The sequence below is a fragment of the Pseudomonas sp. FSL R10-1350 genome, from assembly GCF_009600525.1.
Lineage (GTDB): Bacteria > Pseudomonadota > Gammaproteobacteria > Pseudomonadales > Pseudomonadaceae > Aquipseudomonas > Aquipseudomonas helleri.
In genome coordinates, this window is record NZ_WIVR01000002.1 from 127,786 (window position 1) to 144,120 (window position 16,335).

At 52.9% G+C, this 16,335-nt stretch carries 5 protein-coding genes; 3 read left to right on the forward strand and 2 right to left on the reverse strand.

Annotated elements, in window-relative coordinates; genetic code table 11:
- Window positions 1-100: 100 nt before the first annotated feature.
- Together mtlD and GHO25_RS01615 are read right to left on the reverse strand one after the other, a co-directional pair.
- Entirely contained in the window at window positions 101-2,227 is a 2,127-nt protein-coding gene (mtlD, locus tag GHO25_RS01610; RefSeq protein ID WP_153389691.1) for a bifunctional mannitol-1-phosphate dehydrogenase/phosphatase, read from the reverse strand.
- A gap of 566 nt (window positions 2,228-2,793) precedes the next feature.
- Window positions 2,794-3,759 carry an alpha/beta fold hydrolase gene (locus tag GHO25_RS01615; protein WP_256677144.1) on the reverse strand — a complete coding sequence of 322 codons (966 nt, stop codon included), beginning with the start codon at window positions 3,757-3,759 and terminating at the stop codon, window positions 2,794-2,796.
- A 341-nt stretch (window positions 3,760-4,100) separates the two neighbouring features.
- On the opposite strand from GHO25_RS01615, the gene GHO25_RS01620 reads away from it, so the two are divergent.
- Genes GHO25_RS01620 through GHO25_RS01630 form a run of 3 tightly spaced genes read left to right on the forward strand, consistent with a single transcriptional unit; the run spans window position 4,101 to window position 16,273 of the window.
- Window positions 4,101-7,064, forward strand: a complete 2,964-nt coding sequence (locus GHO25_RS01620) for a Tc toxin subunit A (protein ID WP_153389693.1) — start codon at window positions 4,101-4,103, stop codon at window positions 7,062-7,064.
- 33 nt (window positions 7,065-7,097) lie between these two features.
- A complete protein-coding gene (locus GHO25_RS01625) occupies window positions 7,098-11,912 on the forward strand; it encodes a neuraminidase-like domain-containing protein (RefSeq protein WP_153389694.1) in 4,815 nt (1,604 codons plus the stop codon).
- A complete protein-coding gene (locus GHO25_RS01630) occupies window positions 11,909-16,273 on the forward strand; it encodes a SpvB/TcaC N-terminal domain-containing protein (protein WP_153389695.1) in 4,365 nt (1,454 codons plus the stop codon). Before GHO25_RS01625 ends, GHO25_RS01630 begins: the two co-directional genes overlap by 4 nt.
- The last annotated feature ends 62 nt before the right edge of the window (window positions 16,274-16,335 follow it).

Consider the following 16,335-nt stretch of genomic DNA (forward strand, 5'->3'; position numbering starts at 1 on the left):
TCGTCGTAAATGCGGGCAATGCGGTGTCTCAGGCATACCCTGTCATGGGATTTTACGGCTGCTGCGCAACCGATCGCAGCCTCGCTTCGTTCCTCAGCGACTACAAGCCACAGACGGCAGGCAGTTGTTCGTGTAATCGAGCAAACTGCTTGCTAATGGATTTCACCAACGCAGCATCTGCCACCGGGTCCAGCCCAGGATAAGCTTTGCCGTTGTAGGGGCCGCTGTAGGTCAGTACGTCTTCAATGTTCCCCGACGCTTCATACACGCTGCGGATCAACTGGCTTTCCGGGTCTTTGCTGTCGGCGCAATACACTGCGTAATGCAACGCCAGTGCGCTGCCAAACTCCAGGACGCTGCTGTCAATGCCGTGCTTTCTGGCCAGATCAATGCTGCGAAAAATACGTTCGTTGCGCTGCAGTTTACGTAACGGATCACGCCCGACGCGGGCACACGGGTCTTTGAACGAGGTGTTGCAGCGCTCCAAAAAGGTTTTCGAAAAATCTGCCACCGCCTCGGCCATCTGCGGGTATTCAGCCACCAGTGCCGGGCCAACCTCTTGGTGAATCAAACGCTCAGCCAGAGCGCTGACCCGCGCATCGCCCATGCCCTGCCCCAACACGTTGTAACCCAGCACACTGGCGTACCAGGCAATGATCGCGTGCGGGCCGTTCCACAGCAGGTTTTTCATGACCTGAGTCTGGTTGATGTCTTCCACGGTTTTGACCTGACGCAAACGTTCCAACAAGTTGCTGCTGCGCTCTGCATACAGCGGCATGTCCGATTCGCTGTTAAACAAAATAAGGTGCAACTGGCTAAGGGCATTGCTCGATTGGGCAAAGGGCCGAAAACGTGCGATCAAACGCTCGTACTCTGGTGCAGGCACTTTGGGTGAAGCTTTACGGGGCTGTGGCTGCTCGTCCAGGCTGTTCTGGAAAATCTTCGATTTGATGCGTAACTGCCGCACCAGTGCATCGTTGGAAATTTTCGAGACGATACGACTGACCACTGTTTCTGCAAAATGGGTGTTATCAAGAATTTTTTGCGCAATCTCCGGCAACACTAGCTGAGCCAGCTGGGTTTTCACGTGACGCCTTACAAAATCCGCCCCGCCCACTTTATTCAGCACCGTCAAAATCGTCAGTTCACGCCCGCGCCGCTCATAGCGGCGGATCAATCCCTTGGCAATCACGTGCGCCTGATTGCGAATGGCCGTTTCGGGCAGGCTCAGCCCGATGATTTCCGCCACGTCGTACATGCGGATCACAGCTTCGGCGTCGTCCAGGTCGATCATGGTCAGGTTATCGATGGTCTGGTCGAATGACGTCGCGCCATAGCGCACGCTGTAGCGGCCAAATGCCTGGATGGTGTCGCGCAACATCCGCGAGCGGGTCGCGGCAATGATTTCACACGGCCGGGTATAGCCATCCCAGTGAGAGAAAATCTGCGTCAGGTAGCCGCCGCCCATGGCGCCAAAACCATGAATCCCGACGCTGAACTGGTTGAACGCCTGCGGGAAGCTCTCGGTCAGCTCCGGCGTGCCCAGGTCGGGCATGCAGTCGTTCAAGTCAGCCAAAAACTCGTGCATGTTCTGATAAGCCTTCAAAGCGCCGGCCTTGACCTCGGGCGCGGGGGCTTTGATGTCTTCGATGAGAATCGGCTGGCCTTCGGCGCGGATCGCCGAGAGCAAACCATTTTCGGAGTCTTCGAGCATCAGGCAATGCGGCGCCAGGCAATTCAGCGCACTGGCTGCGGTCAGGAAAATCTCTGGATGTGGCTTGCCTTGGGTCACTTCGTCACCGCACACCGTGACATCGAAATACTTCAGGACATTAGCGTTGATCAGGTATTCCTCGGCAATCGCACGCCGACTGGAGGTGGCAACGGCCATGGTCAGGCCGTATTTGCGCAGGCGTTCCAGCACTTCGAGCAAGCCATCCTTGATCGGTACGCCATGGTCACGCACATAGGCCAGTTCCAGCTCATCCGCGCGCTTGCGCACTTGGGCATAGGGGAAGTCTTCGCCATGATTGGCCTTGGCCAGCGCTTCGGCCTTTTTCGCGCTCAAGCCTAATGACCCAATAAGCGTTTCTTCGCTCAGCGGCGTGCCGTGAAGCTCAACGGCAGCTTGCTTGAGGGTTTTGAAACGCAGGCGTTCGGTGTCAAACATGGTGCCATCCATATCAAAGATGGCGCTCAAGATTCTCTTGCCCTGGAAATAGATCATGGGGGTGTCGTTCCTTGTACTGCGAGCGCTTGGCCGCCTGTTTCTGGATGGCCAGCAAAGCGCTGATGGAGACCTGAAACCACTGTCCAGTAGACGCAGCAGGTCAACAATGAAAGGTTCAGATAAAAAGCCGGGCAGCCGTACTCGCCGTTAAAAACGTGCGGTAAACGCGCCGGTTAGGCGAACGATCAGAAAAAATCAGGCGGAGGGATGTAACAGTGGCGCCAGTTGGCGCTGCTCCCTGAAAAACAGGGTTTGAGGTGGGGTAAAGCGAGGTTTGCCAGGAGGCGGGAGAGACACCCTGCGGTTGCGCGAACGCAGCCTTTTAGATGAGGCCCACATTGCGCAATCAGGGTGGCGAAATGTGAGCCGAACTGGCGATGGATACGTGTGCTTCCGTCCATAAGTGTTTGTCATTTCCTGTAAAACTATTGAATACCTTTTTAGCTATAACGCAGGTAAGCGCTCTAAATCAAGGTTTGATACGCAGATAAACCCGCCGTAGTCGCTGCCGCAGGCTGCGATCTTTTGATTTTTGCCCGCAATATCGCAGCCTGCGGCAGCGACTACAAACTGCTTAATCGCTCTATCAGCACCCGATTGAACCCCGCCGGATCTTCCATTTGTGGTGCATGGCCCATGCCGGGGAACTCGACGAGTTGCGCGCCAGGGATCAGCTTGGCCGCTTGCTTGCCCAAGACCTTGTAATGCCCGATTCTGGCCTTGACCTCGGGCGGTGCAATATCACTGCCGATGGCTGTGGTGTCGGCATCACCGATCAGCAACAACGTCGGCACTTTCAGGTTGGGCAATTCATAGAACACCGGCTGGGTAAAGATCATGTCGTAGATCAACGCCGAGTTCCACGCTACCCGCTTGTGCCCCGGCCCTTTGTTCAATCCGGCCAGCATATTGACCCAGCGGTCGTACTCAGGCTTCCACTGCCCTGCATAGTAGGTGTTCTGTTCGTAGGCACGAATCCCTTTGGCGTCCAGCTTCAATTCGCGCTCGTACCATTGATCAACGCTGCGCCATGGCACGCCCAGGGCCTTCCAGTCTTCCAGACCGATGGGGTTGACCAGCACCAGCTTCTCGGTCTGCGGCGCGTACATCAGCGCGTAACGCGTGGCGAGCATACCGCCGGTGGAGTGGCCGATCACATCGGCTTTGTCGATGCCAAGGCTGGCCAGTAAAGCATGGGTGTTGGCTGACAACTGTTGAAAACTGTACTGGTAGTCTGCCGGTTTAGTTGAGCTGCAAAAACCAATCTGGTCCGGCGCCACCACCCGGTAACCCGCATCGCTCAAGGCTTTGATGCTGTCACCCCAGGTCGCCGCGCAGAAGTTTTTGCCATGCAGCAACACCGCCGTATGGCCATTGGCGGTGCCGCTCGGCGCTGCATCCATATAGCCCATCTGTAGCGCTTGGCCCTGAGAGTGGAAGGCAAAGTGATGCAGCGGGTACGGGTATTGAAAACCTTGCAGCTCCTCACCGTAGCTTGGCGTCGAGGGTTCGGACGCCGCATTGGCCATTAACGGTAAAGCGCAGGCGACCAACAGACATGCGGATGAGCGCTTGATAAATGACATAGTGGTTCCTTAATGGGGCTGGGGCCAGACGCAACGCTGAAAGAAGCAACGCGCACTCGTCAACGGCACTGGAGCGTCACACCGGGCGATTAAACCAGAGTTAATGCGTCATTCGACTTTTGATTCGCACCCCTAAGTCAGGCAAGCAAAACGCCTTTATCTGTAACAAGAAGCGATATCTCCTAGCCTGCAAAGGGCCCGGTCTGGCTGCCTACACCTGAGTGCCTTGATAGCTTCGAGGTGGCCAAAGGATCGTCCATTTGGCCCTAAGGAGTAGCCTTGCTATGCCCGATTCTCTCCCTCTGCTGCATTCGTTAATCGATTCTTCAGCGCCACCCGCCGATGGCAGGCTTGACTTCAAACAGACCATGACAGTGCTCAATCTGCACTCCGTCTTCGACATCATTCGCTTATCCAGAACCGAATTTATCGAGCAAGTGGCCCGACACTGCGATGACGATGCCGGCCAGGCCTATGACAACGCCTGCGGGTACGCCGCGCAGTTGGAGTTCCTGCACCGGGAGCAAGCGTCGCTCGGTGATGACGAGACCCGGCACAAACGCAGCCCTGACAGTGAAGCCCAAGTCGGGCCGACCTATGCAGCCTTGTTTAAAGAAAACTGGAGTGCATTTTGCGAGGCATCATCAATCGCCGCACTCGACTCGCCAGTAGCTTACTTGCGGGCCTTATACCTGTTTGCTGAGCAGGTCGAAAAAACCGGTAAAAACATCGACAAGCGAAATACCCTCGCGATACGACGCCCCACACTTGAAAAAATGGAGATAGACCACTCAAGCGTATTCAGGCAGCTACCGATGCTGACCATCGTCAATGAAACCTTGAACGAGAATTTGCAAAACCACCTGGACCAAAACCGCGAAGTATACCGAAGCCAATCGGTGAATGAGGTGCTGGCGATTACGCGCTATCCCTTTGATTTGCCTTTTGACCTTGCGCACCAACAATGCTTGCTGGGCTTGAGCGGTAACAAGCCCGGGGTGGGAGAGCTGAATTATCGATTGAGCCTGAGTTTGCCGCTCGGTCAATTGCCATCAAACGCTTATGGCAAGGTATTCCAAGAGGCCTTCGTGGCCCAGCGACTGCTTTCAGAGTTAAGTCCGGGACAACAAATCCTGTTAACCGAGCCGTTTTGGACAGAAAGTAAATCCGCTTTCGATACCCACTATGGCAGCGATGAAAAAGCTCTGAAAAAGCTTGCTCATTTTATGCAGCAAACCGGGCTGACATCGGCACAGATGGATCAACTGCTAGCGCGAGGCAAGTACCTGCCTAGGCCCTCTAAAAATATGCTGTCTGAACCGATGGCCAGTCTTTATGGCGCTTACTTCGTCAATGGCACAACAAAAGACGACTTAAGCAAACGGTTAGATCTTCAAACCAATGTTAACGGTCAGGTTGAACTGCTGAACACCACGGCCGAAAAATTTGATCGTCTGCAGCGCATGATCCGCTTGCAGCGCTGGTTAGAAGTATCTTTTACACAACTGGATACCCTGATTCTCAGCGCCAAGCGTTGTGAAGACAGCCCGATAGAAACTTTTGCTATTAATGACAACACCCTGCGTGTATTAGGCGTCTACCGCTACTTTAACCGTCGATACGGCCTGCAGGCTGAAGAGTTTTCAGCATTGCTGTACCGCCTGCCGGTCCATGCAGTGGGGAACAGTGATTCGTTGTTCGATCGAGTTTTTAACAGAGGGGTATTAAACGAACAGTCCCTGAAATTCGGTGACAGCCCTCTGAACGTGGATGCAACAGACGCAGCCACACAAACCACCCTGTATCAGATTTGTGCAGCACTTGGCCTTAGCAATACGGATGAGTCGCTGGGTTTTGTGGCTAAACGTACCCAACAGATCAGCGGCGATCTAAAAAATGACTTAACAACGCTTTCTGCTTTTTACCGACAAACGCGGATTGCCAGCCTGTTCGGGCTTACCGTTATGGAATGCGCTTATCTCGCCGATATGCTGGGTGCTGCAAACTCTTCTGAACACTGGGTCAAACCCGTTTTGCGCGCGTCAGGTTCAAATACGCCGGCGGACTTTCTTGATGTGCTTATGCAAATGGACTGGGCCGTCAATTGGTTGAAGAGTAACGGCAGCACTGTGCAGCAATTGCGCCATCAACTGCTTCTGAGTCATACACCACTAAACTCGCTCATCAGCGAGCAGTTGAAAAAACTCAATGAATTACGTGATGACATTCAGAAACAACTGATTCCACAAACAAAGATCGATGAGCTCAACCTTCCCGTGGCCAAGGCAAGAACCAAATCCGATACCGATACCGATACCGATACCGATACCAAGACCAAACCCAATCCTGAGCCCGAAGTTACGCTTGCGCCGCACTCGTGGAGCAAGTTGATTGCCTTAGGGTTAGTGAGAGGCCAGCCACAGTTAGAGCCAGTACCCAGACTTCCTGATCTTAAGCGAGGTCTCTTGAAAGTAATTTCTGATCACGTTGAGTTCGATACTGATATCAAAATCAATCAACATCAGAGAGACAAAGTCTTACAAGATCTTGAACCCCTTCTACTGTCGGCCTACCAGCGTCTACAAGCAGTGGCGGAGCCCATTACTCAGCTGTTCAGGGATTCTTCGCATGTCTCGGACACTAGCTTATTACTAAAGCTGCGGTTCAAATTCGCTACCCGACAGCTCGTTAACGCGATTGGACGGCCACATAGTCATGGTCTGAAGCACTTGTTACTGCTACTCCCCGATGCTGACAGTGCTCTGCAACTACCGCTAACACGGGAAGCCTTGCAGGTGTTTTTGCAAAAACCGCACTGGCTTGACAACAATAACGACCATAAATCAATGCTTAAGCTAACGCTGAGTACTTTGTATCTGTTCCAACAGTTCAATCACTGCATTAGCACCTACGCAGTAACGCAAGACGTCCTGCTGAATTATTTCGAGGTCGCGAACCCCGAACCCGTGAAAAGTGATACGGCCGAACTGGCTCAAAGCTGCAACAAATTACTGGGAGCGATCCTCAATTGGGACCCCAAAGAAATTGAAGGGTTAGTCAATCGTTTGCGGTACAAGCGAGTGCGTTCAGTGCAGGAACTGGACTGGCTGATGCGTGGTCATGACATCGCCACAATCACTGGACTTTCCAGCAAATTGCTGCTGGAAGCCACCCATTTAAACGCGCATATCTCCGGTGCTGAATGGCAATTGGTGGGCAAAGCCGTCATCGCGGCGCATAAGCCATAACGTTTTTCTTTTCGAATAACTCAAGGAACGACCATGCCTAAAACTCTCGATCAGCAACTCAATGAAAAATTGCGAGATGCACAACTTGCGTTTTATTTAGCCCATGCACTACCCGAAGACGCAGCACTCAAAAAACTTGGACTGACACAAACACTCAAGACAGCCGAAGACCTTTATACCCACTGGTTGTTGGATGTGCTTGTCAGTCAGGCCGTACCCACCAGTCGGGTGGCTTGCGCCATTGCCAGCCTGCAGCAATACATCAATGGAATTTCACTGGGTCTTGAGCCCGGTTATGAAACAGAGGGCATGTCGCCAGCGCAACTAACAACCTGGCAAGACACACTGCACACCTACTCAATTTGGCATGCCCACCAGCAGTTACGGTATTACCCTTCTACTTTTTTAAACCCGGAGTTACGAAGTAATAAAACCGATAACTTCCAGCAGCTTGAAAACGACATCAATCAAAGTCGAATTCAATCAAATACTGTTTTGTCTGCAGTACAAAGTTATCTGGGTCGTTTCGAAGATATTGCCAACCTGACTACCCTTAATGGCTACATTGATGGCGACATCACTAACATGGCCAACAGCACCTATTACTTCGTTGGAAAATCCAGAGCAGCGAACACCTATTATTGGCGGTCACTGGACATGGCCAAACGTGCCATGCATCCATCCGACGACGGCACAAGGACGGGAAAAAAAGATACACCTGAAGCCTCTGCCTGGTCGGACTGGCAAAAAATTCCGCTACCTGCATCAGACAATATTCCGGACAGAAGTGTACGCCCGGTTTTTTTCAACAATCGGCTATTTATTATTTGGGCTCAGGTGATAAAGCCCACACCCTCACTCAGTGAACCTGCTCATCTTTCCGATTTGAAATCCGACGAAGATTATCAACAGTACAAAGCGCGCTCCGAACCCTTCCTCAAAACTCGCTTTTCAAAGATCAGCCTGAATTTTATATATCAGAAATACGATGGCAGCTGGAGCCTGCCACAAGTTTGCATTGATGAGTACAACACCCTCAAGGTAAGTGCAGAGGGTATTAATGCTGCGACCACCACTATCGCTACACTGGATTCAACAACCTCCCCACCTTCCCTGTTTCTGGGACTGCACATTAAAGGCGTGAAGAACGGCACCTATCAAACAACTACAGAGTTGGCTCAAGGCTTTTATCAAGCCGTCAGACTCGACCTGCAGTTCGGCATCAAGCCACTTTACTCTTCCGGGACACTGCTAGACTTTTTTGCCTATCCGGAACACCGTGAAGTGGCCATACAATACGGAACAATTTTCGCTGACCACAACGAACTCAACTTCAACTTTCACGCCCCCTCCAGTCAAATCATTGAAGTCGAACACTATAAAAATGAACGCCACAACACGACCTCAGACCATTGGAATTTCGAAAACAAACAAGAATATATAAAAGACATTTCAAATAAAAGCGAATTACAATTCAACGCCACCACAGGGGCTCTTGAAGTCAAGTCCGGTCTCGAGAAAGATTTCCCAAAATATCAAAAATTGTCCTTTATCTCCAATTACACCCCCAGTGAGGTGTGGCTTGAACTGGTCGTTGACTTCAGCAACATTGAGCAACCCAGTGTAAAGCTGCAACCCGGTTCCTCGATCACCTTTAAACAACAGGAGTTCGCCGCACAGCATTTACAAAATATTGACATCATCAATACAAGAAACCGCCAAAAAACCTCCATACTTTCTGCTTCTCCCGATGAAAAGAAACTCGCCAAGTTTCTCACCGCAGACAACCAAGTAACACTGGACTTGAAAGGCTTTCAAATAGATAAAGATATATTTACTCAATTGCACAGCGCTAACGCTGAGTCGTATTCAATCAGTGTTGACATCGTGTCCGACGACATAGAAACCCCTAATAAAACTGTTTCCTTTGATAACTTAACAACCTCTGCTTTTAATCGCACCTACAAACAGATCATCATTATCCCGCTAAACAAAGACACACCCACGCCGCAAAAAATAAATCGCTTGAACACGCTAATTATTGGCGAGGAATATGATGAGCCTCGCCATTACCTGAAAGCCACCTCGATTGAACTCAAGTCGGAACAGTCAACGACCTCTCAAGTACGACTCGACGTTGATTCTCTGCGTCCCTATGCTGAAAACAAAGCGCAATCACCAATCCCCTCCGAGCAATCTGAAATCACCTTCCTTCACGGTGTCGCTATTCTTGAGGTGAATGTCAGGTACTCTCAACCCTATCTTTTAGGGTATGCACTCAAGGCGCTGACAGTAACGCTGGACAAAAACGCTAAAGCTATTATTCCCCTAGCTCCAAAACTCAAACGCATAACATCAAACACCAATAGCACAACCGAATGTATCGACTTCAGCGGTTCAATTATTGAACTCAATGATTCGTCACAAAATAAACAACCCCGTGAACCTATTCGCATGAATACCGGTTTTGCCGAAACATTGACAAAAGCGGCTAATGTCAGCCTCGAAGCGCTCTTCTCATTACCTCCCGATTCATGGCTCGAAGCTCCATTAACAGAAAATGGAAACTCTCAGCCGCTTGACTTTCATGGTGCCCATGGCAAGTACTACTGGGAGCTTTTTTTATATCTGCCTTGGCTGGTTGCTTATCGCTTGAATATGGAACAGCGCTATGCCGAGGCTCAAAAATGGCTGCATTATTTTTTCAACCCTGGTAGCAAAACCAACCCTGAGGATAAAAATTCCGGCGTCTGGCGGCTTAAAGTCCTCACAGCCCCCATAAGCGAACCCAGTTATGCCCGCGACAATCCTTACGATCCAAATCAAATTGCTTTAAGTGCGCCTGTTCATTTTCGTCAGGCCTTATATCAGTTGTACTTGGTTATTCTGATCAATCGAGGCGATGCCGCTTACCGACAAATGACTGCCGACAGCATGGCAGAAGCCAAACTTTGGTATGTACGCGCCAAACGTTTGCTCGGGCCACGTCCAGATCTCACATCCGTTGACTCATGGACAAACATCACTCTTAAAAACTTCAGCGCGGCAACGTCCAGTGAACTGCGAAAAACGGAAGCGAATGTCAACCTCAAAGACGTGGCATTAGTGACCCCAAGTCATAGCCCCGCTCGCGACAATCAGTCCTCACTCACTGCAGACACACCCCATTTTCTACGACCTTTGAACCCGGCCTTGACCGCACGGTGGGACAAAATAGACAGTCGGCTGCATAACTTGCGCCACCATCTCGACCTCGCGGGTAAACCGTTGCAACTTTCCTTGTATGCCAGCCCGCTATCCCCTCATGCGCTACTGTCAAGAGCGGCTCAAGGAGGCAATAGTCACATCACTGCCTTGCACGAGCAGCAGATCCAGGCCGGCCATTATCGCTTCCAGGTGACGCATGCGCAGGCCATGCTGGCTGTCGATAACCTGATTCAATTTGGAAATACCTTGCTGTCGCTACTCGAGCGAAAAGAGCAGACAGAACAGATCGCACAGCAATATGCACATGCTTGGGACCTGAGCGCAGTGGCTGTAGAACAGCAGGCTCAAGCACTGCTCGTTGATGAAAAAAATCAGTTGGCTTTGCGCGCCGGTCGCAGGGTCGTAGAAGCCCGCACCAAGTACTTCGAAAAACAATTGCTGGAAGGTATCAACCCGGGTGAAACCCGGGCCACTCAGGAATATCAGGAAAGTGCAAAGGTGGAGATCGGCGCCTATGCCGCACAGGCGGCTGCCGGTATTGCCATGTTACTGCCAAATATTTTCGGCACTTCAAATGGTGGCATGCGATTCGAAGGCGCTGCGCAGGCAGTACAAGCAACACTCCAGAGTGCAGCCCACATAAAACGCTCCAGCGCTCTGCACCTTGAACGCACCGAGCAATTCAACCGCCGCAACCAAGAGTGGGGTTATGCACTGGAGCAAGCCCAGCTTGAGCTCAGTCAAATTGATGCCCAGCTTGAAACTTATGCCGAACAAACCCGAGTGTCGCGCTTACAACTCAGACACACTGAAACGGCGCTGATACAGGCCAAAGCGACTTACGAGACACTCAGCAAACGCTTCTGCAGCGTTCAACTTTATCAGTGGCTCAACAACCAACTGTCGACGTTTTACTTCCAGGCCTATGACATGGCTCATTCACTGTGCCTGGCCGCTCAAGCATGCTGGCAATTTGAGCAGGCTGACTATACCCGAACCTTTATTCAGAACACCCTGTGGAACAACCAATACCGGGGCCTGGCAGCGGGCGAGTCACTTAAGCTCAATCTGCTGCAAATGAGCACTGCCTACCTGCAGCACAACCAGCGGGCGCTGGAAATCAGTAAAACCATTTCACTGCGCCAACTGCACCGCAAAGACAGCGATGCGACGCTGAATCAAGAGTGGAGCGCACTTAAGACTGATCTGCTGGTCAACGGCACCGTAGACTTTGAACTCACTCAAGCACTGTTTGATGCTGACTATCCGGGGCACTATCTGCGCCGAATCAAAAGCATCAGTGTGTCGCTTCCTGCAACGTTGGGGCCTTATGAGAACATCAAGGCCACCCTGACCCAGACTTACAACAAAATCCAGTTTTCCGAAGCGCCAGACAGCATCAAGGAAAACCTGCACGTACATGAAGAAATAGCCCTCTCTACCGGCCTGAATGACAACGGCCTGTTTACTCTGAATTTCGATCACGATGAGCGCTACTTACCCTTCGAATACACTGGCGCCGTGTCTCGCTGGCAACTGGCATTTCCCAACCCTAAAGATCAGGCCATCCTGCTGGGGTCATTGACCGACATCATTGTGCACGTGCGCTACACCGCAATAAATTCGGGAGTCAGAGCATGACCGGCCAACCTGGCAATAATGAGGTGCTCACCCCTGCTCTGCCCAAGGGCGGGGGTGCCATCCAGAGCATCGGTACCGGTTGGGGCGCTGTTGGCATGACCGGGCAGGCATCGTTTGACATACCGCTGCCGCTGTCACCCGGTCGCGCTTTCGCCCCATCACTGAGCCTCAGTTACCGCAGCACGCTAGGCAATGGCCCTTTCGGTATGGGCTGGGGTTTATCGGTCGGGGCCATTGTTCGTAATACCCTCAAGGGCGTACCGTCCTACACCGAGCAGGATGGTTTTGTCAGCGCTGGCGGTGAGGAAATGTTCGCCCAACGAACCGCACAAGGGGCGCTCATCTCCAGCACCGTCAGTGAGCACAACGGTGTAGAACTCAGCGCGCCACACACTGTGGTGCGTTATTTTCCGCGTATCGAAAGCACTTTTGACCGCATCGAACATTGGTCGACCAGCGCAGACACGTCGGGTTTCTGGTTGGTACAGAGTGGCGATGGAAATATCCATTTTTTTGGCAAAACCCAAGCGGCGCGCTGTGCAGATCCCGATGCGCCCGAGCATGTCGCGCAATGGCTGCTTGAAGAAAGTTTGAGCCCCCACGGCGAACATATTTACTACGACTACAAAAGCGAGCCGGCCGCCCAAGATGCCAGCCAACCCCATGACTATCGGGCGCAGCGTTATCTGGTACGTGTTTGCTATGCCAATCTCAAGGCACTGAAGAATCTCGTGCTGTGGAATAGCCATGCTCCGGCAGACATACAGTGGCACTTTGAGCTGGTACTGGACTATGGAGAACGAGCAATCGGGCTGACCGAAAAGCCCACTTACACTGAACAGAAACCTTGGTTACAGCGTCAGGATCCGTTCTTCAATTACACCTACGGCTTTGAACTCGGCACGCAAAGGTTGTGTCAGCAAATCCTGATGTTCCATTACTTCCCTGATGAGCCGGAAATGGGTACGGCTCCAGTGCTGGTCCGGCGCCTGGTGTTGCAATACCAGCTCACTGAAACGGGCTGCAACTTGCTGCATTTGGTGCAAAACCAGGCCTATGACGCATCAGACAGCACGGGTGAATGGCCGCCGCTGAGGTTGAGGTACAGCACCTTTGTGTTGAAATCCGAACCTGAAAACTACCGGCCTTTCGACGCTTTGCAGGTGCCCCTAAGTCAGACAGGCTATCAGCTAGTGGATTTATACAACGATGGCCTGCCGGGGGTGCTGAGCCGCTCCGACCATAACTGGACTTACCGGGAACCGCTTAGAGCATCGCCGTCCGAGGGCAAGGACGCGGTGAGCTATGGCCCGGCGCACGTTTTGCCTCGTGTGCCTGTTGCGGACTCGAGCCAACCCACCCTGCAAGCGCTGAGCGATCTAAACGGCGATGGCCAACTGGATTGGGTGCTCGCACAGCCCGGCATGAGCGGCTTTTTCACCCTTAATGGCGACAGAAGCTGGTCAGCTTTTACCCCGTTCGCAGCACTGCCCCAAGAGTTTTTTCACCCCGCGGGCCAACTGGCCGATTTGATGGGTAATGGTATCCAGGACCTTGCCCTGATCGGTAGCCAAAGTGTTCGACTGTATATCAATCAGGGCACCTCGGGGTTTACCGCACCCCAGCAGATAGACCATGATCCCGACACCGACGCACTGCCACAACCCGGTAACTCAGCCAGCGAACTGGTCGCGTTCAGTGATGTGCTGGGCAGTGGTCAGCAGCATCTGATCCGTATTCGCCATGACCAGATCACCTGCTGGCCAAACCTGGGACGCGGGCGCTTCGGTAAAAGTTTTGTGTTCGCCAACCTGCCTTTCAGTTACACAGCGTTCGATCCTTCGCGGGTTCTGCTCGCTGACCTGGATGGTTCCGGGGCGGTCGATCTGTTGTATGTAGAAACCGATCACGTGCAGATTTTCATGAACCGTTTTGGTAATGGCCTGCAATCGTCACCCACCCTTTTAAAGTGGCCTGAAGGCGTTCGTCATGACCGCTTCTGCCAAGTCAGTACTGCCGATTTGCAGGGTATTGGTTGCTCCAGCCTGGTGTTGACGACGACGCAGCCCACCCCCCGTCATTGGCGCTATGACTTTGTCAGTCGTAAGCCCTACTTGCTGACCGGCGCCAGCAACAATATGGGTGCGACGGCAACCCTGAGCTATCGCAGTAGCGCTCAGGAATGGCTGGATGAAAAACAAGAACGTCAGGCAGCCAACAAACCCCTGGTAAGCGGTTTGCCTTTCCCGTTGCATCTGGTCAGCCAGCAGCAGCAACAAGACGTGATCAGCGGCAACCGGATGATCCAGCAGTTCCAGTACCGGGAAGGGTTTTATGACAGTCGGGAACGCTCGTTCCAGGGATACGGTTTACTGCTTGAAACTGACACGCCCACCCTGCTCGGCGAACCTTCAGGTACCGAACATAGCGATGCACTGCTGAGAAAGTCGTGGTTTCACACCGGCAAACACATCGACATGCCACTCACTGATTACTACGACAAGGACAAAAACGCCGAAGCTCCAGGTTTAACGTTGCTCAGCCGTCTGGACACCGACAGCCTTCAAGACACACTGGTCACCACTCGCTCGGACTCGATGATCCGGGAAATGAAAAAGGCCCTCAGCGGCTCGGCGCTGCGCGAGGAGATCTACGCCGCCAACGATCCAGCAGAATCGGCAGTGCCCTACTCCGTCAACCAGCAACGCTACATGGTCCGCATGCTGGAGCCCTCAGGGTGCCTGTTGCTGGCGATTGAGTCGATTGCCTGGCGCTATGAGCGCGAGCCGCTTGATCCGGCCTGCAGCCATACCCTTAACCTGCGTGTAGACGCGTACGGTAGCCTGGAACACGGTGTGGCGATCAATTACGCGCGGCGTAAACTCCCGACCGACACGCCGCCGTTCACCGACACACATCAGCAAACATGGTGGCGCGATACCCACGATTCAGCGCAACAAGCCTACTACCTGACAGAAGCCCGCGCCCAGGCCATTCACTTGGTCGAGCCTCAATGCTGGCGTCTAGGCTTGCCCTATCGTCAGCGCAGCAATGCATTAGTGTTACCCAAAGGCAAAGGCGCAAACACCCTGGACGACGGACGCATCAGCTACGAGCACTTCATTTCGGAGACCCCTGACAGCCCTCTAGGCGTCAATGCCGAGCGCGTGCTGGCGGGGATGTCGGAGCACTATTACTGCCTTGCTCAAAGTTCTACCCACCTGCCTGCAGGCCAGGCCTCTATTCAAGCGCTGGGGCACCACAGCGAACATGCGGAACTGGATGAACAGGCATTAGCCGTGTATGACGACGTACCACGCATGCCCGGAGCCGAACCTTTCGACCTGGAAAAGGCGCTGACCGAAGCCCACTACACCCCGATGACTCCGTTTCTGCCAGATCCAGAGCCAGACCTGTCTGAAAAACCCGCCAAAACCGCGTTATGGGCAATCAAACAAGGCTTTGCGATTTATAGCGGTCTTGCCGATTTTTACCGGGCCAATCATTTTCGCGCCACAGAAGACCATGGGGTCACTGTGGTTGAACATGACCGCTACCACTGCCTGGTCACCTCGGTTAAAACCCCGGATGGCTGCACAACCCAGGCTAAACATGACTATCGCTGCCTGCTACCAATAAAGATCACCGACCCGCAAAACAACGTGCAAGAGACCCGCTATAACGCATTTGGTCAGTTGCTGGTCACCAGCTTCTACGGCGAAGAAGACGGCAAGCCCGTGGGGTTTGACCCCTTGGATAAATATGCCCGCCCCAAAGATGACAGCCCGAAAGCCGCCATTGCCGATCCAGGCAGCGCTTTGCAGAAAGCTGCCAGTGCCTGTTTCTACCAACCCTTCAGTTGGATGAACAACCGTGAGCCCGTGCATGTTGCGGTGCTGCAGGCCGACCGCTACCCCACCAGTGCGGACAGTGCTGAGCTGATCATCCGTATCAGCCTGGCGTGCAGCGACGGGTTCGGCCGGGTTCTGCAAAACAAACAACTGACCGTGCCAGGGCCTGCTTATCAAATCGACAAGAACGGTGCTCTGACACTGGACAGCAGCGACAAACCGGTGAGTAGTCAAAGCGACAAACGTTGGCGAGTCAGCGGCCGGGTCGAATACAACAACAAAGGTCAGGCTATCCGTCAGTACCAACCGTACTTTGCTGATCAGTACCGCTACCTGAATGACGTGTCACTGCGCGCGAACGGCTACTGCGACCAACTCTTCTACGACCCACTGGGGCGCGTGATCAAGACTCTGCATGCCAACGGTGATTTCACCCGCCAGACCTATTGCACCTGGTACACCATCAGCGAAGACGAAAACGATACGTACGAGCCAGATTCAAACAGTTAGGTGAGTTCCCGTCGTACTGGGTGGGTGAGCCACCAGTACGACGGTTATGCAGCCCGCGTGGC

Bases quoted from the DNA above. Each gene is read 5' to 3' on its own strand.
- mtlD (WP_153389691.1), bottom strand. From the start codon at position 2,227: ATGATCTATTTCCAGGGCAAGAGAATCTTGAGCGCCATCTTTGATATG.
- GHO25_RS01615 (WP_256677144.1), bottom strand. From the start codon at position 3,759: ATGGCCAATGCGGCGTCCGAACCCTCGACGCCAAGCTACGGTGAGGAG.
- GHO25_RS01620 (WP_153389693.1), top strand. From the start codon at position 4,101: ATGCCCGATTCTCTCCCTCTGCTGCATTCGTTAATCGATTCTTCAGCG.
- GHO25_RS01625 (WP_153389694.1), top strand. From the start codon at position 7,098: ATGCCTAAAACTCTCGATCAGCAACTCAATGAAAAATTGCGAGATGCA.
- GHO25_RS01630 (WP_153389695.1), top strand. From the start codon at position 11,909: ATGACCGGCCAACCTGGCAATAATGAGGTGCTCACCCCTGCTCTGCCC.